Here is a 24,965-nt window from a genome sequence, read left to right as displayed (position 1 = left end):
TCTTAACGACGCTCGAAGTAGCACCGCGGGGGTGGCCTAGTCTCCACGCCACCCCCGCGATACTTCAGGCAACCCAAAAGTGCCAGATACTAGTTATTATCGCAAGCGCTAATGCGATACAGCGTCATCGGACCCGAGGAGTACACCGGGGTCAGCACGTCCGTGTCGATAGCAGCCACAAGGCCGTCGTAGTTTTTCTGTGCGTCTGGGCCGAAGTTCAACTGGTTCTCCAGGTGAACATACCAGTGGGCCTTGTACTCGTTCACTTCGCGGCACACCTCCGGATTTGTACGAGCGTCCTTGAGGTTATGCATAATCGCCGAGTACTTGGGTGAGGTCTCAAACTCGAAGTGGTATCCCGTCAGGTGACGATCTGCCAGCGCGTAAATATAGGCGCTACCGTCCCAGGGGTTGTTCACGATCACATCGCCCTTCGGCACAATCTTCGGGATTTCATTAATAACGTTCATCTCATCCTGATTCAGAACCACAGAGGTCGGGGTCACTCGGTATTCCTGCGATACCGCCAGAGTTGTCTCCTGTACCGAGGGTACACGCGAGGATAGGCCCGCAATCACCAGCACGAGCACCGTGGCAACGCCTATACCGGCCGTCGCCACCTTCAGGCGCGCTGCGCGCGGAACCCGACGCACCACCCAGGTGAGTAGACCCTCGACAAAGCCGCCCAGGCCGATACCCGCCATAATCACCGAGGGGAATACCACCAGCGCCGCCAGGCGGAAGTGGTCGGTGTACCAGGGGCCCACCATCAGCAGACGGAACTCGCCGCGCGGCACCGAGGCGGATACAATCCATAGGTAACCAATCAGCACCCAGCTGGCAATCAGCCACAGGTTACGGCGCTTGTACAGTAGGTACCCCGCGCCCCACAGAGCCAGGAAACCGGCCAGATACGAGGGGTTGAATGTATCTCTCAACTGATTGGCGTTCTCCAAGCCCAGGAAGAGGAACTGGTAGAGCGCCTCACCCTCGGTGAGCATAGGCTCCCACGTGTTGCTGGCAGATGCGCCGGGACGCAGGAACCACCAGGCACCCACACACCCAAGAATTACCAGCCCGAGCAGAGCGGATCCCACCCACTTCTGGCGAGAGGTCAGCTCGCGCGAGCGCACTACCCACGCCACCCCGGCCAGCACCAGCGGCAGAGCAAAGACCACAGCAGACACCACCGCGTTCGGATGCACAAGCGCTAGACCCGCGACACCCACCAGGGCGGCAAGACACAGGGAAAGCAGAGCTGCGTACTCGCCGCGCACCATCACCTGCACCAGGCATACCATGAGTGCCACAAATGAAGGTAGCAGGGCATAGCCCAGCAGGTTCGGGAAGAGCACACCCCAGCGCAACAACAGACCGGGGAAGGCGGCAAAACCACAGGTCAGCGCAGGGATTGCCAACGCCTGCAGGCGACGCAGCTTCGGGATGCTCAGGCTTAGAGCCACCAGCGAGCAGGGCCACAAAATGCCGGAGGCCAGTAACACGGTCACGATGGTGGCAGTCGCAATGCTCGTACCCGTAGTGCTATAAATCAGGGACACAAAATCATGCCAACCCGCCGGGTAAAATGCCGGTTGCTGGTCTGCCGCAGATACCGCGCCCAGGGTCAGGCTCGACGCGTCACCATGCTCCTGGATCCAGCGAATCGCATTCATGTGGAAGGAGTTATCCAGGCTCTGTGAGAAAGCCTCCGGGCCATACACCATATCCTCGGTCATATGCGTCACCAAGAAGCCACCCAACACGGCACCCACTACGGGCCACGCCACCGGAACATCGTTAACCGGCCACTCTACGGAGGTCAGAGCGGGCCAGCGGCGACCGACCAGGTGCATCACACCCGCGGCGGCAGCCACCATCACGGCGGCGACCGGCACAAAAGAAATCAGGCTCCACGGAATGCCGGTCTTACCCAACACAATCGCAGAGACAGCCACCAGGGCAAAAGTCAGCAGCGGCGCATAAAAAACGCGCAGACGTGCAGGAACACGCAACGCCCAGCCCATCGCATAGCCCGGGCCAAAAGCCAACACGACCGCAAAAAGCAGCAGCGGAATAGTTGCCAACCAGCTCATTAACCCTCGTCTCCCCACAGTTCACGCACCGAAAACCCCTCAAATACGGGGCGCGGAGCGCTTTTGAGTACCTAGCAAGGATACCCCAGAGGCCTCTTCACCCCCGCGAAACCCCGCAGAAGAGAGAGGGACAGCACCCAAAACCAAGCGTTCCGAACCTGTCACGGGGTGCCCAGTGGAACACCTCCCGGAAGCCCCCAAACGGCGAAGAATATGACGTAATATTTCGCGCCCCGCGTCATGAAAGGTACACCTAAGAAACATAGGGCAATAAATAAGGTGTTCAGCACCCATTAGCTTTACCCTGAAACATATCTCCCCTTAACAAAGGGTCGCCCAACGCATACACATCTGGACGAACCCTAAACGCAGCCGCAGAAGAAAGGGTCGATCATGACCGAAACCATTGCAGCACAGGCACCCATCGCCGACACCTCCGAGCAGTTCAAGCTCGCCTTCGGCCACCAGCCCGCCGGCGTCGCCATCATCACCGCCACCGACGAAAACGGCGAACCCGCAGGCTTCACCGCCTCCTCGCTGACCTCCGTCGCCGCAGAACCGCCGATTATCGCCTTCTCCCTCAAGGCAAACAGCGGCTCCGCAGCAAAGATCGCGGCTGCGTCCTCCTTCCTCGTGCACATGCTCGACGCTGAGAATGTGACCCTCGCGAAGAACTTCGCAACCCACGACTACCCCCGCTTCGACGACCCCAGCACCTGGGAATTCGTCCACACCGGCGAGCCCCTCGTCCACGGCGTACGCCGCGTACTGCGCGCAACCCCGCTCAGCCGCGTTGAGGCAGGCCCCGCACTCGTCTTCACCGCACAGGTTGAAGAGTTCATCCGCAACGACTGCGAAGGCACCCCGCTGGTCTACCACTCGCGCAACTTCCACGCGCTGGGTGACCACTCCAACGTGAACAACTACAGCATCTAACCCCGCGCAGGGGTCACGGGGCGGTATTCGACGACCATGAGGCGACGAATACCGCCCCGCGGCGTACCCTGAACATAACAAGCGCACGCGGCACATGACAGCGCACAGCATTACAACGCAGAAGGAATAGTTATGACGGCTCAGACTACCCAGCCCGCATCCCTCCCCTGGCTCGAAAAGCTCATCGCGATTCCCACCATCTCCGGCAACTCCAACCTCGAACTCATTGAACTGCTCGAAACCGAGTTCGCCCGCTACGGCTACAGCGGCGTGCGCACCTACAACGAGGACGGCACCCGCGCTAACCTGCTCGTCACCATCCCCGCAGCGGACGGCACCACCCGCGGCGGTGTTATTCTCTCCGGCCACACGGACGTCGTACCCGTCGCCGGTCAGGACTGGGACGCCGACCCCTTCACCCTGCGTGTGGAGGGTACCCGCGCCTACGGTCGCGGCGTGTGCGACATGAAGGGCTTCCTCGCCGTGGCGCTTTGGCTGTTGCCGCGCGTTGCGGAGGCGAAGCTGCGCACTCCCCTGCACTTCGCGTTCTCCTACGATGAGGAAATCGGTTGCATTGGTGCACCCTCCCTTATCGAGGAGTTCGTGGCGCGCGACCTCGCCCCCGACTACGCGATTGTTGGTGAGCCCTCCAGCATGCGCATTATCGACGCGCACAAGGGCGCACACCGCGGCCGCGTCACCTTCACCGGCGTGCCCAAGCACGGCTCCCTCGCCACCCATGGCGTGAACGCGGTTGCCGCAGCAGGCGAGTTCATCACCTTCTTCACCGACATGGCGGACCAGTGGGAAGAAGAAGGCCCGTTCGACGAGTCGTTCATCATTCCCCACTCCACCGGTAGCGTGAACCTGGCAACCGGCGGCCTGCAGTACAACATCGTCGCCGAGCAGGCTGTGGTGGAGTACGATGTGCGCACTCTGCCGCAGGTGACCACCGAATCCTTCGTGGAGCGCATTGACCGCGAACTTTCGGAGGTCATACTGCCCGACCTGCAGGCGCGCGCCGCACGCGCCGAAAAGCTGACCGGTGCAGAGCCCGGTAGCCTCACCTCCCGCGTGGGTGTGAAGCACGAACTGCTCGCAGCCGTGCCGGGCCTGGGTACCGAGGACGACGCACCCATCGTGCACCTCGCCCACGAGTGTCTGGGCACCAATGACGCACCGCAGAAGGTCACCTACGGCACCGAGGCGGGCCAGTTCCAGCGCGCCGGCGTGCAGAGCATCATTTGCGGTCCCGGCGATATTGCCCAGGCGCACTCCCCGAACGAGTGGATTGAGCTGGAGCAGCTGAGCGAATGCGAGCGCTTCTTCGAGGCGATTCTCGACTGGGCGAGCGCCAAGTAGCGGCCACATAGCAACCGTGTAGCGGCGTAGAACCCAGACCACGACGGCTCATAAGAGCCGCGCGAAAATCGCAGAAAATGCCCGGGTACCTCAAGAAGGTGCCCGGGCATTTTTTGTGCTGATGGCGGGTGGTGTTGGCGGGGTTCAAGTGTTGGTTTAACTGCGGGTTTATTCGTGAGTTTGTCTATGGGTTCAACTGCGGGTTCACAGAGCGAGTCCAAGGTGTGGACTATGCCCGATTTTCCCCTCATTCGCCACATTTATTTTTAAACGAAAAACCCGAAAAACCGCTTATGTCTAAGGGTGAAATAACACAAAAGTATTGTCTTCCAGGGGTATTCAAGGTTCCATAGATGCCAAAGGTTAAACACGCCACTCGGGCGGCATAACCCCACACAAAACCACACCTCCCTCACGCTCGGCACTGCACACCCGGTCGAACCCCGGTTCACCACCCGCAGTTCACTACCTGAAGGACACCCCGTGTACACCATCAGCCCCTACCTCGCCGAATTCCTCGGCACGCTCATCATGTGCACCATCGGCTGCGGCGTCATCGCCAACGTCGAACTCCGCCGCTCCAAAGGCCACGGCGACAACTTCTTCACCATCGCCTTCGGCTGGGGCTTCGCCGTCACCTTCGGCGTCTACGCCTCCCACGCCTACTCCGGCGGCCACCTCAACCCCGCCGTGTCTATCGGCCTGGCAGCCTACGGCGAGTTCCCCTGGGAGAAGGTCCCCGGCTACATCATTGCCCAGGTCCTCGGCGCAATGGTCGGTGCCGGACTGGTCTACCTCAACTACCTGCCGCACTGGAAGGCAACCGCCGACAAGAAGATTAAGCTCGGCATCTTCGGTACCGTCCCCGCCATTCACAACTACTTCACCAACGCCCTATCCGAAATGATTGGCACGTTCATGCTGGTCTTCTCGGCACTGTACACCGGCGTGAACTTCAAGCCGTCCATCAGCGGCGGTGTGGAACTCTCCCTCAACCTCAACGACGTACTCAAGCCCCTCGCCTTCGGCTTCATGGTCGCCGTGCTCGTCATCGGTCTGGGTGGTCAGACTGGCTACGCGTTGAACCCCGCCCGTGACTTCGGTCCGCGCCTCATGCACGCCCTGCTGCCCATCCACGATAAGGGTTCCTCGCGCTGGTTCTACGCGTGGGTTCCGATTTGCGGCCCCATTGCCGGTGGTTTCATGGGTGGCGCGTTCTTCAAGCTCTACTACGAGGGTCAGGTCAGCCCGTGGCTGTTCGTTTCCAGTGCTCTGGCGGTTGTGGTTCTGCTCTTCGCGTGGTGGGCTAACAGCCACCTGTACCGTGCACCCAGCTCCGAGGTCGTCCCCGAATTTGAGGACACCCACGCTACCGCAGCGGCACGCGCAGCAACCTACACCCCGACCGGTTCCATGCCGATTCTGCTGCCCGAAGAGGTGAAGGCAAACCGTAGCACCCGCGTCGTGAACCGTGTGACCGACGAGGAATAGCCTTTCCGACTCCCGCCCCCTAAACTTCCCTGTCTAGGGTTTCATCTAAAAACGGCGAACCCCTCATTTTCATAACCTGACTTATGTTGTTCAGGTTATGAAAATGAGGGGTTCGTTGCGTCTACCTCACGGAAGGAGATTCATTCAGGGGTGCCGAAAAATACCGTCTAGAAAGGTCCTAGCTTAGGAATAAAAAGAGTCATCTCCTGAACGATATACTCTGCATCTTCCAAAGCCTCTTCAGCTTCTTCCACAGCTATAGGCTCATAATCCAAACCGGGATACTCAACCTCATGGCGAGTTCGACGCAAGCGAGAATACAGCTTACCCACCACATCATGAGGGCCTCGCTGAGCACGCAACGCATCACCCACCACAATATGACCTCCCCGAGTAGTCGGCCGCAGACCCTGCACCGCCAACGCGGCAGTCATCGCCAACCTCGAAGCATCATAGAGGAGCGTATAGGCACCTTCCGGATCATCAACTACCAAACGATGCGCCGTCTTTAGATGCCGACGAGCACGCAACAACAGACCTTGAGCATGCTCACGATTTACAGTAACCCGTTCCAACTCACCGGCATTAATCAGCTCAAGCATGCGCTCCCGGCCAACAGTCCAAGGACCAGGAGTCGGGGCATTAGGCTTCAGCGTCGACATCATTCACCTCCAGCTGCCCAAAGAGAACCTCCATCGGGCGCGAGCGCACAGTCTGCACGAAACCATCCTGCGAGTTCCATGCCTCATGAGATAGCCGCTTTACGTTCACCTCATAGCCAAGCTTCTGCTCAGCATCATCAATAGCCTCATACAGCTTCTGACGTGAAGGGGAACCAACAACCAACACATCAATATCATTCGGCACGTGCCCAGCCACCCCAGAACGACGGCTAGCCCACGAGCCATAAATAGCGGCACCCTCAATATTGGAAACACCCTGCAAAGTATCCCGGAGCACCGGAACGGGGCCATAAGTTACCAGGATCAACTGACGCATCGCCTGGCCCACCGGATTATCAACCTTGGCTTGCACCATACGGGTCCTACCAACATTCTGGACAGTCACCAGACCGGACTGTTCCAGACGATTCACCTCTCGGGAGACAGTCGGTAACGATGCACGTGTCGCATCAGCAATCTGAGACACCGTGTACTGCTGCTCAGGGTGAGAGAACAGCAATGCCATCACTTCACCCTGCAGGTCACTACGCAAGATGGGAAGGAGGCTGGGAGCAGACGTTTTCATAACATGAATTATATCAATCATGTTATGAAAACGTCTGATGATTTGGAGGGGTACTAGGCCGCAGTGGATGCCATTGCCAGCACCCGGTCATGCTTAGCGAGGCGGCGCTTCTGAATCGTGCGCACCACCCAGATGCAGACCGCACCGAGAACCGCGCCGGCAGTGTTATTCATAATGTCATCCACATCAAAGGTGCGGTAAGTGAAGCCCGCCAGACCCCAGTTACCGGTCAGCTGACTCAACTCAATAAAGCTCGAAAGCGCGAAGCCACTCAGCGCCGTGGCGCGCAGACCCCAACGCAGGCAGCCCGCAGTGAAGAAACCCAGGGGGATGAACATCGCAATATTGAAGAAGAGCTGCGCATACACGGTGGTTGCGAAGCGGCGCAGACCCATGCCGTTAGTCAGATTCCACGCCTGCTGCCAACTCCAACCCACATAGAAACGCGGGTAGTACAGCTCAGGGTTCGTGACGCTATTTGCGCTACCAATCGGGGTCAGCGTCAAAGAAAGAATCGAGGCGAGGAACAACGCGAAGGAGGCGGTCAGCAGGTACTGGCGGATGCTGTGCGCTCGGCCGGTCTTCCTAGCGCGCAGGCGCATACCAATAAAACCAATGATGGAGAGCACGATAGTGAGCGCCGCAATCTCAATGGCGAAAGTGCCAATCATGTGTTTATTCAGTAGTTCCTGCATGCTGTGTGTTCCTTAGGTCGTGAGAGCGAGTTATATGCACTCCACCTGTATATATGCCCGTTCTAACATATATTCTTGGTGGCGTATAGCGGGTTCCTGTTCACGCCCGCCGCATATTGTTCACCACCAGTGTAAAAGACAGCTCTATGGCTCACCCTAGGCGAAACTGTGAAAAAGCTGTACACGCACCCGGCATGCCATGAAAACCACCCCAGTCGGTGCCATCAGTACAGAACATCCGGCGGGAACACCGGCGCAATATACCGACCAAACAGCAGCACGAACAAGAAGGCGCCCGCAATCGCAGCCACCATCGCACCCACAACCTGCACCAGCCAGAGCATCAGGAACCTCACCATCTTGCCCTCAGCGCGGGCGGTCAGCGCCTCCACCATGGCGGTCGAGAAGGTCGTAAAACCACCCAGCAGGCCGGTCGTAATCACCGTGCACCAGAACGCCACCTGATCCGTGGCGTTATAGTGCACGCCCAGCGCGCGAGGATTCGACACCGGCAAAATCAGCAGACCGTACAGGAACGAACCCACCAGGTTAATGACGAACACCGGGCTAATAATCGACGACTCCGTGCGCAGGCGAGGCGACATCGCCTTATCGAGGAAGAAGCGGGTCATCGCACCCAGACCACCGCAGAGGAACACCATCAGAGCGAAAAACATTAGCGACCCTCCTCGGCATCACGGGCGGGCACCAGACGGGACGCCAAAAAACGGCCGGTCAGCATGCCGACTGCGGCGGCAACCAAACCACCCACGAGCAGCACCAGAATCGCCAGCACCATATATTGAGCGTGCACCGTGTACGGCAGGAAAATCGTCTGCGCCAGTACCGCAGCAATCGACGAATAGGTCGTGTAGCCACCCATCATGCCCGCGCCAAAGAGCAAGCGGAACGAGTGAATCCGCTCCTCACCGTCACGGCGCGCGTAGGCGTTCCACACCATCGTCAGCAGGCCCAGCGTGAACGAGCCCAGCAGGTTCGCCACCAGCACGCCGCCGGGGGTGTACACGCGGCACAGCGCACCCGTACCGCCACCCAAAAAGACAAGAAAAGGGGCAGGCACACGGTTCAGAACGCCTTCTATCCTCTGCCGGATACTCGCGCGGTTCTTCATCACCGTGCACCTGCCCTTTCGTCTCGTATTAGTCTTCAAAGTGCGCTACAACAGCACACAAACGCACACTAATACTTTAGCGGTTACCCAGGCTTTAGCTGTTACCCGAATCGGCGGCAGACTCACGCTCGTGCTGAATCTTCTCACTCATCTTCTCGCTCAGTGCGGCGCCCTCAACATCCATATTCGGGGTGAGGCGATCCAGCCACTTTGGCATCCACCACGCCTTATCGCCCAGCAGAGCCATAATCGCCGGGGTCAGTGTCATGCGGACAATGAACGCATCCACGAGCACGCCGAATGCCAGACCAAAGCCCATCGGGCGAATCATGGTCGAATCGGCAAAGATGAAGCCACCAAACACCGAAATCATGATGATCGCGGCAGCCACCACCACACGCACCGCATGGTTGTAACCACTCACAATGGCGGTCGCCGCGTCCTTGCCGTGCACGTACGCTTCACGCATACCGGTCACCAGGAACATCTGATAATCCATGGCAAGACCAAAAAGAATACCGATGAGCAGGGTCGGCAAGAACGACAGCACCGGACCCGGGTGGTCCACACCGAAGAGGGAACTCATGAAGCCCAACTGGTAAATCGACACCACGGCACCGAAGCTCGCCAACACCGCGAAGAGGAAGCCCACCGAGGCAACCAGCGGAACCATGATCGAGCGGAACACCAGGATCAGCACCAGGAAGGACAGGCCCATCACCACACCCAGGTACAGGGGCAGCTTCTGCGCGAGCACCTCGGAGACGTCAATGTTGCCGCTGGTCTGACCCGCAATGCCGAGAGACGCCTCGGAGCCCTGAACCGGAACGGTTACGGCGCGCAACTCGTGGACGAGCTCTTCAGTCTCCACGGAGCTTGCACTGTGGGCAGGAATCACCTGGAAAATCATGAGGGTACGGTCATCGGTCATACCGCCGGGAACCACAGCCTGCACGTTCGCGCCGCCGTGCTCCTTCACCGCGGAAGCAATATCAATCTGCGCCTGCTGAGCCTGCTCCTCGCTCATGTTCGCGGGGGTGTGCGCGACCGCGACCAGCGGGGCACTCATGCCCTCACCGAACTTATCCTTGACCAGCGCGTACGACTTATACGCGGCGCTATCGGAGGGGTAGTTCGAGGCATCCGGCAGGCCCATGCGCATCTGAGACATGGGGGCGGCAACCGCCAGCAGTGCCAGCGTACCCACCACCAGGGTCAGTAGCGGACGCGCCAGCACGAGGCGCAACCAGCCGTTCGGCTTCTCGGTGCGTTCGGCATCCTGAGCGCGGCGCTCCTCAATCTTCTGCGGGGTATCGATGGAAGCCCACAGCTTCTTCGACATAATCTTGGTGCCCGCCAGGGATAGCACCGCCGGGGTGAGAGTGACCGCAATCAGGGCGGCAACGACCACGCAGAACGCGGCGGCGTTACCCATCACGCCCAGGAAGGGAATACCGGTCACGTTCAGCGCAACCAGCGCAATAATCACGGTGCTTGCCGCAAAAATCACGGCATTACCACTCGTACCGTTCGCCAGGGCAATCGCCTGGATCTTCGGCATGCCGTCAAGCAGGTTCGTGCGGTAGCGGTTCAGGATGAACAGCGAATAGTCGATACCGACCGCCAAGCCGAGCATCAGGCCCAAGGTGTAGGCAGTGGAGCTCATCTGAATGATGGAAGACAGCGAGAGCGTGCCGAGCACACCCACCACCACGCCCACCAGGGACATGAGAATCGGCAGGCCGGCAGCTACGAGGGTGCCGAGCATGACCATCAGCACGATGAAGGCGATGACCATACCTGCAACCTCACCGGTGTGCGAGCCGCCGCCGAGCGCAGATTCGCTCAGGTTCGCGTCGAACTGGACGGTCGCCCCGTGCAGGTTCGCCAACTCGATATCGGACATGACCTTCTGCAGGTCGGCGGAGGGAACCTCAAAAATCTTCTTCTTGAACGACACGGTCGCAATCGCCGTGGACTGATCCTCAGAGACCATACGGTAGCCTGCGGTGAAGTCGTACAGCTTCTGCTGACGCTCCAGCTGCTCACGCTGTGCGGGCAGCTCACTTTCGGTCTTCTGCAGCTGGTTGCGCTGCTCGTCCAGCTTCTTCTTGCCTTCAGCCAGTTCGTCCTTCTTGGAAGCAATCTCTGCGCGGCCCGCATCGACCTGCTTCTGGCTCTCGGCGAGGGTGTCGCGCTGCTGGTTGAGGGCGTTCTGCTGTTCGGTCAGCTGCGTCTGCTGGGCGTTGAGCTGATCCATCATCTCGGCGGGTGAGCCTGCCGCCTCCGCCTGGGCGTAGCCATCCTTCAGCTGTGCCTGGGCGTCGTCGACCTGCTTCTGCGCCTCGTCCAGCTGCTTTCGACCTGCGGTAATCTGCGCTTGCGAGTCGTCGAGCTTCTTCTCGCTGTCGGCAATCTGCTTGGTGCCGTCCTCAATCTGCGAGGCGGCGGCATTCAGCTGCTTTTTACCGTCCTCAATCTGGGAGGGGGCAGCACCAATCTTGGTGTGTGCCTCGTCGAGCTGGGCTTTCGCCTCTACAAGCTTGGAGGTGGTGGTGAACGGGTCGGTGACCGCGTCCACGGAGGGCACCTCGGTGGTGAGCTTGTTCAGCGCGGCGGAGAATGCCTGCTTCTGCTCTTCGGTGAGGGCCGTGCCGTCACCAGTGGTGAGAATGATCTGGCCGGAGCCGCGGTTGGCGCTCGGGAAGCGCTGGGCGAGCTCGTCGGAGAGCTGCTGGGTCTGCGTTCCGGGCATGGTGAAGGTGTTGCTGAGCTTGCCGTGGAACGCGGTGTAGGCACCCGCTACACCTGCAATGATGAGTACCCAGGCAAGGATGACAGCCCAGGCACGGCGGGCGGCGGCTTCACCGATGCGGTAGAGCCATGTAGCCATGAATTATTCCTTTGAAGTTGAGTGAGTGAAGAGTTTGGTGCGTTGGGTGCGTGTGAATACGGTGGTTACCCTGTTTTGCCACCCGCATGCTGAGGTGACGCCCCTGTTTTTAGGCAAAAAACACCCCGCTTCGGGCACCTGCAGGTGAGGTATCCGAAGCGAGAGTGTTTGAGCGTGAACGCTATGGGGCTTAGCTTGCGAATTCGCCCTGGACCAGGCGACCCAGGTAGTCGAGTGCCTCGAGTACGCACTGGCGCATCGCTTCGATGGCGAGCGCTTCGGGGTGGGTGCCTTCGGGGGCTTCCGCTGCGACCTTGGCGGTTACTTCTTCGGCGCGGGTGAGGTAGTAGTAGACGCCTTCACCGATGGTTTCGGAGAGGTTGGAGGCGAAGACAGCCACGCGCAGGTAGGGCAGGTCGGGGTATGCCTCGAGGTACTGTTCGAGGAAGATGTCGTAGGTGCGCTCGAGGATGACGTGCGAGTATTCTTCGAACTTTGCGGGGCTGTCCATTTCGAGGGCGTAGAGCAGGTGCGCGAAGGGTGCGATGTACTCTTCGAGGGTGTTGCTCATGAAGACGTTGCGGGCGATGGAGAGCATTTCGGCTTCCATGCTTGCGTTTTCGCCGGAGATGCTGAAGTCGCATTCTTCGAAGATGCGGTTGAAGTACTGGTTCATGCGGGTGACCAGCACGTCGTCTACGGAGGCGAAGTGGTTGAAGATGGTGCGGCGGGAAACGCCGGCGCGCTCTGCGAGTGCTTCTGCGTTGAGGGCGCCGTAGCCGCCCTCGAGGATGAGGGATTCTGCTGCCTCAACGATTGCGATGCGGTTCTCTGCCTTGCGGGCGGAACGCTTGTCCGTGATGTTTGCGGGGGATTCAACAAGATTAGCCATGTTTTTTACAATACGCGCATTGTTTCACCGAGGGTAACTATTTTGGGGTTAGATTGACCACATATTTGCACTCCAGGTAATAAACTTGAAGTGCAGATTTAATGTTTACTCAACAAGTAATTTAGCGTTTTGGCATGTCAAACCAATATAAAATCGCAAAAGCACAACAAAAGGGGAGCAGGGTGCACACACAGCACACTCCACTCCCCCCTCAAGCAGCCATTCACAGAGTGGACGCACGCGGACCAGGTAGCAAACCAGACCGGCTGATCAGACGCCGGACTAGGCAGCCGACTGAAGACGCGCATCCAGCGGCAGGCGCACCGTAAAGACCGTATGGCCCGGCTGGCTCTGCACCTGAATCGAACCGCCGTGTGCCTGCACAATCGCCTGCACAATCGCCAAGCCCAGGCCGGTGGTTCCATCCGAGCCGGAGCGCGCCTTATCCGCGCGGGTGAAGCGGTCAAAAATCTTCGGCAGGAATTCGGGTGCAATGCCCGGGCCGTTATCGGTCACGGTAACCACGGCCTCGCGGCGTGCCGCGTCCACCGACAGGCCCGCGGTCACGCGCGTGCCCTCATCGGTGTGTTTGCGGGCGTTCGAGAGCAGGTTCAGAATCACGCGCTGAATCTGGGAGCGATCCGCCACCACTTCGACGGGCTCATCGGGCAGGTTCAGGTGCCATTCGTGGGTGCGGGCTGCCGCCTGCATGTCGGAGGTGCACTCAAGCACCAGCTCGGTCAGGTCAACCTGCTCCAGCTTGGGTTCGCGGCCCTCATCAAGACGGGCGAGGGTCAGCAGGTCTTCCACGAGGCGGGACATACGCTCAGTCTGCGAGTCGATGCGCGCCAGGGAGGACTGGCCGGACTCACTGAGCGGTTCGGTCCAGCGGAGCATATCGGAGTAGCCCTTAATGGCGGCGAGGGGCGTGCGCAGCTCGTGGGATGCGTCCGCAATGAAGGCGCGAATCTGATGCTCGGTGCGTTCACGCACTTCGAGGGCTGAGTTCACGTTATCAAGCAGCTGATTGAGTGCATAGCCCACCGCGCCCACTTCGGTACGCGGATCAGAGTCACGCGGCTCCACTCGCACCGCCGAGGAGATGGTGTGTTCCTCCAGGTCAAGGTGCGCCACATCGGTTGCCACGGCGGAGACTCGTTCCAGCGGTTTCATGGTGCCGCGAATAATGTAGGAACCCGCCACACCGGCGCCGACCATTACGGCGATGGATCCGAGGGACACCACGATTACGAAGATGGTGAGGGTCTGCTGTACGTTGGCGAGCGGAATACCGACTACCTGGGCGTCAGCACTGCTATTAGCCTTCGGGGTGATTTTCACGAGGTACAGACCGGATTCCAGTTTGACCTCGCGCTCTTCTTCTTTGGTGGCATTCAGTGCCATGGTTCCGAGGGTTACCTGGTCATTGGCGGAGAGGGTTTGTACGGTGCCATCCTTGGCGAGCTTACTGGCGATTTCTACGGCACCTTCGGATTCGACACAGGTGATGATGGTTCCGGACGCCTGACCGGGTGCGAAGAGCGAGTTGCTCTTCTGCAGGTCACTACAGTCCACTTCTTCTCGTTTGCCGTCTCGGGAGGTCGGCTGCACGACGCGGTGGCTGGTTTCCTTGAGGTCGCTTTGCGCCTGCTGGTAGAGGGAGTTCTGCAGGGTCACGTAGGTGGACAGGCCGATAATGAGGCAGGCAATGCCGAGTGCCGCCACGAGGATGGCAATAAGGCGCGAACGGAGGTGGGGTACGTAGCCCAGTTCTTCGGGGGATGCTTCGGGGTTCCTCATGCTCTTCCAAGCGGCGCGTAGGCGCACGAAGAAGTTTCCGCGGGAGGGAACGGAGCCATCGCGCGCGGAAGTACCCGCGCGCAGGGGGCGGGTTGCTTCGTTATCCGAGGCGGCGGGTTCACCGGGTGAGTAGGAGCCCACAAGCATCCTTTCTTTCTACATTCGAAATACGGAATATAACTGATATGGCGCGGTATAACCGAGTGTTATACCGCGCCATATGAAGAGCAGAGAATAAACTTAGACAGCGGGACGCAGAACGTAACCGGCACCGCGCACGGTGTGAATCATCGGTTCGCGACCCACATCAATCTTCTTACGCAGGTACGAGATGTACAGCTCCACAATATTTGCCTGACCACCAAAATCGTAGTTCCAGACATTGTCGAGAATCTGGCTCTTGGAGACCACGCGCTTCGCGTTCTCCATGAGGTAGCGCAGCAGGTCGAACTGGGTTGCGGTGAGGTTGATTTGCTCTCCACCGCGAGTCACCTCGCGGGTGTCCTGGTTCAGCACCAGGTCACCCACAACGAGCTCGGCATCGTCAATGGCGGCGACACCGGAGCGCTGAACCAGGCGGTGCAGACGGATCATGACCTCTTCCATGGAGAAGGGCTTGGTCACGTAGTCGTCCGCACCGGCGGCAAGGCCCTCGATACGGTTGTCGACCGAGTCCTTAGCGGTCAGGAAGAGGCAGGGAACCTCGGGGTAGAACTTACGGATACGGGTGAGCAGTTCCAGGCCATCGAAGCCGGGCATCATGATGTCCAGCACGAGCACGTCGGGTCGCCAATCGCGGGCAATCGCGAGCGCGGAGGGGCCGTCACCGGCGGACTGCACATCCCAGCCGATCATTTTCAGGCCCATGCTGACGAGTTCCTTGAGCATTTCCTCGTCGTCAACGACGAGGGCGCGGATGGGGCTGCCGTCCGGGTGCTCGAGTGCGGGAAGGTTCTTGGCGATTTCGGTTGCTTTACTGCTCATGTGGTTAAGAGTATCGCGATTTAGGGTTCACGGTGGGGCGGGATCCGGTTTTCAGCCGCAAACTTATGGAATGCTTGCCCGCGTCACAGCTGGGGCACAGTTTCGCGCCGCCCATTATCCCAACCACGCGCGTTAACCCTTCAATACGGGTTCAATCTTTCGGTAAAATTTGTAGTAGCTTAGGTGATACTCAATCGCCTTTTATCGTTTCAGTGTGCCACCCCGACACAGGCGCCCCGACACCCGCAGAGGAGGACACATGCGCATTAGCCGTATTTATAACAATAATGTTGTCCTCACGGTGGATCATTTGGGCAAGGAGTCCGTGATGATTGGTCGCGGCATTGCCTTTGGTAAGCGTAAGGGTCAGCTGATTGACCCGTCTGCGGTGGAGCAGACCTTTGTGCCTGAGAAGGGCATGTCGGGTGAGCGTTTGAGCATGACGCTGTCTGAGATTCCGGCGGAGATTCTGTCGATTGCTACGCAGCTGGAGTCGAAGGTGCGCGCCGAGGGTGCATTGGAGCTGTCGAACTCGTTTATTCTTCCGCTGGCTGATCACTTGCACTATGCGGTGGTTCGTGCGCGTGACGGGGTGCGGGTGCAGTATCCGCTCGCCCCGGAGGTGACTGTTCTCTACCCGCGCGAGGTGGAGTACGGCCGCACGGTTTTGGAAATGGTTCGCGAGCGCCTGCAGGTTGAGCTGGACCCGAATGAGGCTATTCCTTTGGCGTTGCACCTAGTCAACGCGCAATTTGCGACGGCGGATATGTCTCAGGCATTCCGCATGACTGAGGTTTTCGCGCAGGTTTTTGAAATTATTGAGGCGAGCTACGAGCGGAAGATCGACCCGGACTCAATGAGTGCGGCACGTTTTGTGACGCATCTGAGGTACCTGTTTGTGCGGGCGAGCCGCGCCTCCGCGAATCGCACGGAGGATGCTGATGAGGTGTCGCAGCCGAGTTTGTTGGCGGCTCTTCGTGCGGATGTACCGCGCGCCTACGCGTGTGCGCAGAAGGTTTTGCTGGTACTGCAGATGCAGCTGAAGCAGAGCCTGACTCGTGATGAGTTGACGTATTTGACGATTCATATTGCGCGTCTGGCGCGGGATATGTGGGGCATTAACGCGTAGCGCATGTTCGATAGAAAGCGACCGGGAGGGTTCTCGGTCGCTTTTTCTATGCCCCCGGATTTTCTATGCCCTGAAATATATACCCCGGAATCTATGCCCTGGAACCTATATCTCGAATTCTATACTTCGGAATCCCGGCGAGGGGTTCGGGTGGGGAATCTGGGAGTGAGGATTCTAGAGGGGTGATGCCGGGCGGAACATGGCCGTTAAAGGTGGGTTGCTATTTATATATACAACCTGTCACTAAAATGTCGTTTTCCCGGGTGTTCTTTCGCGCGTTAGCGCGTCGATTTAAATTTTGAAATGACGGTTTATAGCGGCGTATTCCAGAAATACCATTCTGTGGACAAACCTCAGACAAATGTGGGTTTTTCATAAATCCCACATCTTTTGATCAATGCATTCATTTTTTGCTCGATATTTTCTTTGTAAATTATTTTCTCACACTCGCGCGATCCATATATTTCGCGTCAAACACCTCGTCAGTCCACCAGCAAGGCGCCAACATTCCCGAATTTTCGCGAGAATAGCGCCTTCCCCTTCGCGTGAACAAGCATTTTTCGGTGTTCTGTTTAAATTTTTTACGCCCTGGCAATAAATACGTGTTTTGACATCAAAAACCCATATTCCAACACGCGAAAAAGTGTCACAAGAACCTAAAGTGTGCAAAGCCAGAAAAAACCCACAAAACACAAAAACAACGTGTTACTATCTGAGAATTATGAGGCCCTTCACGGGGCCACTACACACCATGTCACGAACACGAGAGGACCACTATGGTCACTATCATTGTGGCGGCACACGGCGAGTCGGCTCCGGCTCTGCTGAAGACCGCCGGCATGATCCTCGGTAACTTCGAGAACGTCCACCCGGTCACGTTCCTGCCGGGTCAGGGCCCCGAAGATCTCGTCGAAGAGTACACCCGCATCGTTGAGGCGTCTGAAGCAGAAGAGACCCTGCTGCTGGTCGACCTCTTCGGCGGTAGCCCCTACAACGCCGGTGCGCAGTTCGCAGCCACCCGCGAGGGCGTCGACGTCGTCTCCGGTGTCAACGTACCGATGCTTATTGAGGTCATCTCCGGCGCAGGCCGTAAGAACGCAACCCTCAAGTCCCTGGTCGCTAAGGCGCACAAGGCTGGCACCAAGGGTATTCGCTCCTTCCAGGAGGCGAACCAGCCCGCAGCCGCCAAGCCCGCCGAGGCGAAGCCCACAGAGACCAAGACGGTCGAGGTTCCGGCTGCTCAGCAGGTTCCCGGCGGCACCATGGACGCTATCTTCACCCGCATCGACTCCCGTCTGATTCACGGTCAGGTGGCAGGCACCTGGGTTCCGCACATCGCACCGCAGACCTTCATCGCGGCATCCGATAATGCGGCACACGATCAGCTGCGCAAGTCCCTGCTGCTGCAGGTCGCGCCGACCAGTGTGAAGACCAACGTCCTGGACATCGCTAAGGCTGGTCGCGTGTACAACAACCCCAAGTACACCGGCATGAAGACCATGTTCGTCGTAGAATCCCCCGTTGACGTGGTGCGACTGCTCGACGAAGGCGTCAAGATCAACGAAGTGAACGTTGGTGGCGTCACCTTCAAGACCGGCATGGTTCAGCTCTCGGACGCAGTGTACGCCTCCGAGGAGCACCTGGAAGCCTACCGCGAACTCATTAAGCGCGGTGTGAAGCTGACGGTGCAGCAGCTGCCCAACCACTCCCCGGTTGATTTGGAAAAGATCCTCAAGCAGAAAGGCCTGGACGCATGAGCGCCCTGACGTTTATTCTCGTTGTTCTCGTGGCGTTCATTGCGGGCGTCGCATCCGTGGTGGACGAGCGTCAGTTCCACCGCCCCCTGGTCGCTTGTACCCTGATGGGTTTTGCGCTGGGTGACCCGACTACCGGCATTATGCTCGGTGGCGCACTGGAGCTCATCGCCCTGGGCTGGATGAACGTCGGTGCGGCTATGGCTCCCGACTCGGCCCTGGCATCCACCATCTCCGCTGTTGTTGTGATTCAGGGTCACCAGGACATCACCACCGGTATTGCTATTGCTGTGCCGCTGGCTGCGGCAGGTCAGGTTCTGACCATTTTCGTTCGTACCATTACGGTGTTCTTCCAGCATCAGGCTGATAATTTCGCGAAGACCGCGAACTTCCGCGGTATTGAGTTGATGCACATTAGCGGTATGGCTCTGCAGGGTCTGCGCGTGGCTATCCCGACCGCTATTGTGGCGCTGATTAGCTCCGACGAGCTGACCCGCCTGCTGAACATGATTCCTGCCGAGGTGACCACCGGCCTGCGCATCGCCGGCGGCATGATCACCGTGGTCGGTTTCGCAATGGTCATCAACATGATGCGTTCGAAGGCCCTCATGCCCTTCTTCTTCCTCGGCTTCATCGCCGCCGCCGCTATCCCGGCAACCCAGTCGATTGTGCCGCTACCCGGCGGAAGCTCAAAGGACGTCCTCGTGGCACTGTCCACCCCGGCACAGTTCAACCTGGTTGCTATCGGCCTGGTCGGCGCCTGCCTGGGCCTGCTGTACACGCAGCTGAACCCGCTCTTCCATAAGAGTGAGGCACCCGCCGTAGCACCGGCAACCGCAGCAAACGACCTCGATAACGAGCTCGAGTAAGGAGCATCATCATGACTGAGAACAAGAACGTCGAGCTCGTTGAAGTTCCCGAGCTCACCCAGCGCGATAAGGTCGAAACCTACTTCCGTTCCACTTTCCTGCTTGGTTCGTTCAACTTTGAGCGTATGCAGTCCATCGGTTTCGCGGTTTCTATGATTCCGGCGATTAAGCGCTTCTACACCAAGAAAGAAGACCAGGCGGAGGCGCTGACCCGCCACCTGGAGTTCTTCAACACCCAGCCGTGGGTTGCATCCTCGATTATGGGCGTGACCGCTGCGATGGAGCGTGAGAAGGCAGCCGGTAAGGACATTGACGAAGCCGCCATCACCAACGTTAAGGTGGGCCTGATGGGCCCACTGGCCGGCGTGGGCGACCCGATTTTCTGGGGTACCGCACGTATCGTGCTGGCGGCTCTGGGCGCATCCCTGGCGGTGACCGGCAATATTCTGGGCCCGCTGCTGTTCTTCTTCGGTCTGTCCGCGATTCGCTGGGCGACCCGCTGGTACGGCTTCAAGTACGGTTACGAGAAGGGTACCCAGATTGTGACCGAGGCGGGCGGCAACACCCTGCAGAAGATTACTCAGGGTGCGTCCGTGATGGGTCTGTTCGTGATGGGTGCTCTGGTGTACCGCTGGACGAGCGTGAACATTCCGTTGCCACTGACTAGCTACACAAACCAGGCGGGCGAGACGGTAAATGTGACCGTCCAGTCCGTGCTGAACGATCTGCTGCCGGGCCTGGCCTCGCTGGGTCTGTGCTTCCTGTGCATGTGGCTTCTGAAGAAGAAGATTAACGCCATCTGGTTGATTTTCGCCCTCTTTGGCGTGGGCATCCTCGGTTCCTACCTGGGATTCCTGGCTCTCTAAAAATATGAGGAATGAGCCCTTTCACCCTTCAGTGAAGGCGTGAGATTCAGGGGCTATATCTCAAGTGGTGGGGGTGCGGTCGGTACACTTAAAAGTACCGGCGGCACCCCCGTTTTTTATGGGTTGCGGCGCACAATTCGCGGCAATGCAGCCCTCCCGCGAAGGAGTTTCTATGACCAAATTGATGGCTTTCGATCTTGACGGCACGATCCTGTTTAACCGTGCCGTGGAGCCTGCCACTGAGCAGGCGATTGCCCGCTGGCAGGCGGAGGGTAACCTGGCGGTCTCGTGCACGGGCAAGAGCATTTTTGCCACGCAACTGGCGTTGAACCCGACCGCCATCCGTTTTGATTACCACGTGCTGTACACGGGTGCGGTGATTACTGACCGGCAGTACCGGGTGATTTACCATCAGCCTCTTCCGGTGAGTGTTGTGCAGGCGTGCTACGAGCATTTCAGCACCGTGGACGGCGTGGCTCTGTTCGCGACGACTCTGGATAACGATTACAGCCTCTGCGACCGGGTGGGCTCCTCGACGAATATCCTGCCGGAGTTCACTCCCCTGCCGGCTGACGACCTGCAGAACCACGAGTACGTGGGTGTGCCCCTGTGGATTCCGGATGCTCAGGTTCGCGAGGCGGCGTACACCTGGATTCTGGAGCGTTTTGGTGATTCGGTGGACTGCCACAAGAACCAGGATTTCCTGGATATTGTGCCGCCCGCCTGCACAAAGGGCACCGGTCTGCAGCATCTGGTGGAGTACCTGCAGTCGGAGCATCCGGGTAGCTCCTATGAGGTGCATACGATTGGAGATTCGTGGAACGATATCGACATGCACCGCTACGCTGACCGTTCGGCGTCGTTCTGCTACTCCCCCGATGAGGTTAAGGCTGTCACCACCGATTGTGTGGATAAGGCGTACGAGTTTATTGAGGCTTCCCTGTAGAAGCTGCCGAGGTGGCGTTTAGGTGCGGCGAGCGCCCGTCTGCCAGCCGCTTCCGCGTACTCGCCGCCTACTCCCCCGTTTCACGTGAAACACCCGCTTTCCCGTTACTCCCCGTGTACCCCCGTGAGGTTTCTATGTGCCCTTCCGCTTCTCAGCCCCGTAAGAACCAGCCCGGCAAGGATCAGTTTCCCAAGAGCCAGTCCCAGAAGAGCCAGCAACCGGAGCCTGCCCAGTCTTACGACCCGTCCAGCTTCTCTGACACCTTCCGCGCTATGGCGCGTGAATCACTCGTGAAGAACCAGAAGAACCGCCCGGACTCCCCCATCGTCTCGATTTCCCCGGTGCTGATTGTTTTGGGCGCCATTGCGGCGGCACTGTACGGGCTGTGGCAGAGCTGGGCGTGCCTCATTCCGCTGGTGCTGATTCTGGTGCTCATGTGGGTGCGGTACACGATGCAGCGTCAGGCTCTCAACGATTTCGCCGAGCTGGAGGCGGCACGCACCGCATGGAAGAAGACCCGCGACCGCCAGTACCTGGAGCTGATGGCGGCGCAGTCGACGCGCATCCTGGATGAGAATAAGGCGCTGACCAAGCAGGCTCGCGCGCACGTGCAAGAGTACGCGGATTTCGCGGCACAGAAGCTGGGTACTCAGCGCTAAAGACCCCACTGCGCTCACTCACCCCTCCTCCAAAAACAAAAGTATTCGACGAGCGTTAGTCGAGGTGAGCATTCAGGCGCAACAAAAGACCGTAACCACTCCCCTGTACGGGGGCGGTTACGGTCTTTTATTCACGTCAGATACCCTCTGCGGGGGTCTTTTACGTCTTAGGGGGTTACACCCTAGTTGGTCTTCTGCGCGGGTGCTTCAACGGGCTCTTCTGCGGCTTCCTCGACGGACTCCGCAGATCCTTCGTCTGCGCTGTCAGTAGCCGGAGCCTCGTCCAATCGCTGCACCACAGCGGGGCGGTCATCAAAGCCGCGGCGGGTGCCTCGGGCAGCCTTCGCCTCCATGGTGTACAGCTGCTCGCGATTCGTCAGCACCACCAGGGTCATGGCGTTCAGGCAGACACCCACAATGCACAGAATCCAGCCGATCAGCATGAACCGACCACCGGAAAGCACCGCGCCGGAAAGCATCAGGGCAACAGAAACCAGGTACGCCGGGGAAAGCAAAAACTTCGTATTCACTACCGACCTACCTAGCGTGCGTTGGAGCGGGGCTTGGGGGTACGACCCGAACGGGGACGCGAGGGCAGAACGCTCATACGGCCGGGGGCACGATCAACAATCGGCTGAGACTCGGTGGGCTCTTCCTCGCGGACCTCTGCAGTTTCAGCGGGCGCGGTCGCCTCAACGGTCTCAGCTGCCTCAGCGGGAGCTACTTCCTGATCAACCTGCGCCGCAGCATCGTGCTCAACTGCCTCATGCTCAGCGGCTTCTCGTTCTTCGCGGCGGTGCTCTGCGCGCTCGCGGATACGGTTCTCCACGGAGGATTCGAAACCGTCCAGGTTGGTCACCAGTGCGGGGGTCGGGTCACCCTTCGCCTTACCCACGGACAGCACAAAGGCGAGGACGTTCAGGCCCAACGCAAGGATGAGAAGGATCCAGCCGAGCCACAGGAGCCAGGGGTTGGAGGTTCCAATCAAGAGCGCGCCGCAAAAAATTACGCAGAGGGAGGTCAGGTACGCAGGCGAGAGAGTCTTGAAATCCATGTCTACTTTCAAAGTGTTCGTGAGTTTGAGAGAGCTAACGTTCGGTTCTCATTTTAGGTGATAGTTGAGGCTTAATCTGCTTCTGCCCCTGTCTATCGCCTGTGAGCTAAAGACCAACGGGCTTATCTCGGTGGCGTAGGCAGGGGCAGAAACGTAACGTTCATGCACGCGGTGCAGAGGTACCGGCTAGGACGTGGGGGTTACCTCGTTGGTGACCAGGGGCGAGGCGGGCGCGTTTTCCACCACGGGGATTGCGCGGGTGCTCAGGGTGCCCTGGTGCTTCTTCCAGAGGTTGTAGCGTTCCATGGCAACCGCGCCGGCGGTCATTGCGGGAAGAATAAACATGCCTGAGGAACGGATGCTTTCTGCCTGCGCCAGGATGTCCAGCTTACGCACCACGCGAGTCACGTCGTGGGAGTCGTAGCGGTCCTGAGCAGAAATAACCTCGTTCTGCGCGGCGACGAGGGCGGCGTCGCGCAGGCGCACGAAGTCGTTCCTCTTGTCCTTAAGCTTCTCCATGTGCTGCTTGTATTCTTCGGGCAGTGCCTCGCTGATTTCGTCTCGGCGGGTAATGGCGGAGCACATTTCCTTCACGCGAGCGTAGGTTTCCGGGTCGGTGGTTGCCTTCGCTTCAGCCTGCAGCGCCTCGAGGGCTGCGACCTGCGCAATCTTGAGCAGCTCGGGTACGGCGGTTTCTTCTTCATGGTTAGCCTGCACGCCAAGGACCTTCACGAGCAGGGGCAGGGTCAGGCCGGGCAGCACGAGGGTGAAGAAGAGTACGGAGAGCATCATGACGATGGCGTCCTGGCGTACCTGTTCGGTGCCGTTGACCACGGGGATGGACAGGGCAAGAATCAGGGTCACGAGGCCTCGCATGCCGGACCAGGTCATAACGATAACTTCAGCAAAGCTTTCGGGTGCACCCTCGTGGATGGGGTTCTTGCGTCCTGCCAGCCAGACGATGGTGAACCAGATGAGGCGCACCAGGATGGCGACCAGTGCGACCAGGGCACCGTCAGCGAAGAGGCTTGCGATACGGGAGGGGTCGGCGGTGGCGATGATACTACTTGCCTGCAGGCCGATGAGGCCGAAAGCGACACCGGTCATGAGCAGCTCAATAATCTGCCAGAAGGAGGTGGAGGAGAGGCGTTCTTCCGCTTCGAGTGCCGCCATGTATTTGGTGCTGGTGAACTGGATAGCGCCGATGACCACGGCAATAACGCCGGAGGCGTGCACGCTTTCAGCAGCGAGGTAGGCGCCGAAGGGGATCACGAGGGTCACGGCGTTGCTGGTGACCACGTCGTGGGCGCGCTGGCGAACGTAGCCGCCGAGCCATCCGAAGATATAACCAATAATGACCGCGAGGATCGAGCCGAGCACGAAGTCCTTGGCGACCGAGAGCGGCTCGATGTGGTGGCCGCTGGTCATGGAGTGGATTGCGGCGTGGAAGAGAACGATTGCGATAGCGTCGTTGAAGCTACCTTCGGTCTGCAGGGTGCCGATGAGGCGGCGGGGAATGCCGACGGGCTCAGCGACTGCTTCCACGGCGACGGGGTCGGGCGGGGAGACGGCGGCACCGACGGCAAGGGCGACGGCGATGGTCATGCCGGGGACCCACCACATGGCTGCGCTGGCAATTGCCAGGGCGGAGACGGTGGTGAGAAGGACCGAGTAGAGCAGTACGGATCTCCAGCGGCGGCGCAGGGTGCCCCAGGAGAATTTAACGCCGATGGCCCACAGTAGCGGCGGAAGGAAGATTGGCAGGATGATGTCACTGTCGATGGTGATGTCCGGTCGGTTGGGGATGAAGAGCGCGGCGGTGCCGAGCAGTGTCATCATGACCGGCCAGGGGAGGTTGAGTCGATCACCGACGCTGACCATGAACACGGTCGCAATCAGGATGATGACAATAACGGAGAGGTAAAACATTGGTCCGGTGTTGTTCCTTTCGCGCGGCTAGGATTAGTCGGCTACGTCTTTCTACTCTACCGGAGGGGTTCATTCCGTTTTTTGGATATGGGGGTTCTGTAGCGTTTATTCTGGAATTGTTTACCTCTGAGCCTAATGCTTTGTGTGGAATATAGAGTTTTCCCCTGAATAACCCTGCTATTCAGCAAGGTATTCAGGGGAAAATTCTATATTTGGAATATATGGCTTGGGGT

General features: G+C 59.0%; 22 protein-coding genes. 9 read left to right on the top strand and 13 right to left on the bottom strand.

The genetic code is table 11. The features are described from left to right. Nucleotides 1-89: 89 nt before the first annotated feature. On the bottom strand, nt 90-2,093 hold the full coding sequence (locus HXO69_RS00230; RefSeq protein ID WP_296544602.1) for a DUF6541 family protein: 2,004 nt from the start codon (nt 2,091-2,093) through the stop codon (nt 90-92). Between the two features lie 393 nt (nt 2,094-2,486). Here HXO69_RS00230 and HXO69_RS00225 point away from each other — a divergent pair, with 393 nt between their 5' ends. From HXO69_RS00225 to HXO69_RS00215, 3 genes are all read left to right on the top strand, one after another. Continuing rightward, the gene (locus tag HXO69_RS00225; RefSeq protein WP_049338626.1) at nt 2,487-3,029 is read left to right on the top strand and encodes a flavin reductase family protein; all 543 of its coding nucleotides are present in this window, start codon (nt 2,487-2,489) and stop codon (nt 3,027-3,029) included. Nucleotides 3,030-3,161: 132 nt separating this feature from the next. Next, nucleotides 3,162-4,391 (top strand): acetylornithine deacetylase, encoded by a 1,230-nt coding sequence (gene argE / locus HXO69_RS00220; protein ID WP_296544601.1) that lies wholly within the window; start codon nt 3,162-3,164, stop codon nt 4,389-4,391. Nucleotides 4,392-4,874: 483 nt separating this feature from the next. After that, complete coding sequence (locus tag HXO69_RS00215) at nt 4,875-5,882, top strand: MIP/aquaporin family protein (RefSeq protein WP_296544600.1); 1,008 nt, start codon at nt 4,875-4,877, stop codon at nt 5,880-5,882. A gap of 167 nt (nt 5,883-6,049) precedes the next feature. On the opposite strand, the gene HXO69_RS00210 is transcribed toward HXO69_RS00215, so the two are convergent. From HXO69_RS00210 to HXO69_RS00170, 9 genes are all read right to left on the bottom strand, one after another. After that, nucleotides 6,050-6,484, bottom strand: coding sequence for a HEPN domain-containing protein (locus HXO69_RS00210; protein ID WP_296544599.1), 435 nt, complete (start codon nt 6,482-6,484; stop codon nt 6,050-6,052). A gap of 40 nt (nt 6,485-6,524) precedes the next feature. Beyond that, nucleotides 6,525-7,070: an ArsR family transcriptional regulator gene (locus HXO69_RS00205; protein ID WP_161799639.1), complete on the bottom strand. Its 546-nt coding sequence runs from the start codon at nt 7,068-7,070 to the stop codon at nt 6,525-6,527. A 113-nt stretch (nt 7,071-7,183) separates the two neighbouring features. Next, the gene (locus tag HXO69_RS00200; protein ID WP_296544596.1) at nt 7,184-7,825 is read right to left on the bottom strand and encodes a VanZ family protein; all 642 of its coding nucleotides are present in this window, start codon (nt 7,823-7,825) and stop codon (nt 7,184-7,186) included. Between the two features lie 224 nt (nt 7,826-8,049). Continuing rightward, on the bottom strand, nt 8,050-8,502 hold the full coding sequence (locus tag HXO69_RS00195; RefSeq protein WP_296544594.1) for a CrcB family protein: 453 nt from the start codon (nt 8,500-8,502) through the stop codon (nt 8,050-8,052). Continuing rightward, on the bottom strand, nt 8,502-8,906 hold the full coding sequence (locus HXO69_RS00190) for a CrcB family protein (protein ID WP_296544593.1): 405 nt from the start codon (nt 8,904-8,906) through the stop codon (nt 8,502-8,504). Before HXO69_RS00190 ends, HXO69_RS00195 begins: the two co-directional genes overlap by 1 nt. 145 nt (nt 8,907-9,051) lie before the next feature. Next, nucleotides 9,052-11,850, bottom strand: coding sequence for an MMPL family transporter (locus HXO69_RS00185; protein WP_296544592.1), 2,799 nt, complete (start codon nt 11,848-11,850; stop codon nt 9,052-9,054). Nucleotides 11,851-12,040: 190 nt separating this feature from the next. Then, nucleotides 12,041-12,742, bottom strand: a complete 702-nt coding sequence (locus HXO69_RS00180; RefSeq protein ID WP_049357527.1) for a TetR/AcrR family transcriptional regulator — start codon at nt 12,740-12,742, stop codon at nt 12,041-12,043. 282 nt (nt 12,743-13,024) lie between these two features. Next, nucleotides 13,025-14,689 (bottom strand): cell wall metabolism sensor histidine kinase WalK, encoded by a 1,665-nt coding sequence (locus HXO69_RS00175; RefSeq protein WP_296544591.1) that lies wholly within the window; start codon nt 14,687-14,689, stop codon nt 13,025-13,027. Between the two features lie 93 nt (nt 14,690-14,782). Continuing rightward, on the bottom strand, nt 14,783-15,526 hold the full coding sequence (locus HXO69_RS00170; protein WP_005504149.1) for a response regulator transcription factor: 744 nt from the start codon (nt 15,524-15,526) through the stop codon (nt 14,783-14,785). A gap of 259 nt (nt 15,527-15,785) precedes the next feature. Here HXO69_RS00170 and HXO69_RS00165 point away from each other — a divergent pair, with 259 nt between their 5' ends. From HXO69_RS00165 to HXO69_RS00140, 6 genes are all read left to right on the top strand, one after another. Then, entirely contained in the window at nt 15,786-16,655 is an 870-nt protein-coding gene (locus tag HXO69_RS00165) for a PRD domain-containing protein (RefSeq protein WP_296544590.1), read from the top strand. Nucleotides 16,656-17,431: 776 nt separating this feature from the next. Then, complete coding sequence (locus HXO69_RS00160) at nt 17,432-18,412, top strand: mannose/fructose/sorbose PTS transporter subunit IIA (RefSeq protein WP_049345982.1); 981 nt, start codon at nt 17,432-17,434, stop codon at nt 18,410-18,412. After that, on the top strand, nt 18,409-19,278 hold the full coding sequence (locus HXO69_RS00155) for a PTS mannose/fructose/sorbose transporter subunit IIC (protein ID WP_049360185.1): 870 nt from the start codon (nt 18,409-18,411) through the stop codon (nt 19,276-19,278). Before HXO69_RS00160 ends, HXO69_RS00155 begins: the two co-directional genes overlap by 4 nt. Before the next feature lie 11 nt (nt 19,279-19,289). Further along, entirely contained in the window at nt 19,290-20,144 is an 855-nt protein-coding gene (locus HXO69_RS00150; RefSeq protein ID WP_296544589.1) for a PTS system mannose/fructose/sorbose family transporter subunit IID, read from the top strand. 172 nt (nt 20,145-20,316) lie between these two features. After that, nucleotides 20,317-21,090: an HAD family hydrolase gene (locus tag HXO69_RS00145; RefSeq protein WP_049352261.1), complete on the top strand. Its 774-nt coding sequence runs from the start codon at nt 20,317-20,319 to the stop codon at nt 21,088-21,090. 134 nt (nt 21,091-21,224) lie between these two features. Next, nucleotides 21,225-21,749 carry a hypothetical protein gene (locus tag HXO69_RS00140; protein WP_193389885.1) on the top strand — a complete coding sequence of 175 codons (525 nt, stop codon included), beginning with the start codon at nt 21,225-21,227 and terminating at the stop codon, nt 21,747-21,749. Between the two features lie 182 nt (nt 21,750-21,931). On the opposite strand, the gene HXO69_RS00135 is transcribed toward HXO69_RS00140, so the two are convergent. The 3 genes from HXO69_RS00135 to HXO69_RS00125 form a co-directional block, all read right to left on the bottom strand. Further along, nucleotides 21,932-22,279: a hypothetical protein gene (locus tag HXO69_RS00135; protein WP_005507997.1), complete on the bottom strand. Its 348-nt coding sequence runs from the start codon at nt 22,277-22,279 to the stop codon at nt 21,932-21,934. A gap of 11 nt (nt 22,280-22,290) precedes the next feature. After that, nucleotides 22,291-22,803 (bottom strand): hypothetical protein, encoded by a 513-nt coding sequence (locus HXO69_RS00130; RefSeq protein ID WP_049350253.1) that lies wholly within the window; start codon nt 22,801-22,803, stop codon nt 22,291-22,293. A 186-nt stretch (nt 22,804-22,989) separates the two neighbouring features. After that, nucleotides 22,990-24,732: a sodium:proton antiporter gene (locus tag HXO69_RS00125; RefSeq protein ID WP_296544584.1), complete on the bottom strand. Its 1,743-nt coding sequence runs from the start codon at nt 24,730-24,732 to the stop codon at nt 22,990-22,992. Nucleotides 24,733-24,965: the final 233 nt, after the last annotated feature.

Source organism: Rothia sp. (in: high G+C Gram-positive bacteria) (assembly GCF_015265375.1).
GTDB lineage: Bacteria > Actinomycetota > Actinomycetes > Actinomycetales > Micrococcaceae > Rothia.
This window is presented reverse-complemented; position numbering and strand designations above follow the sequence as displayed.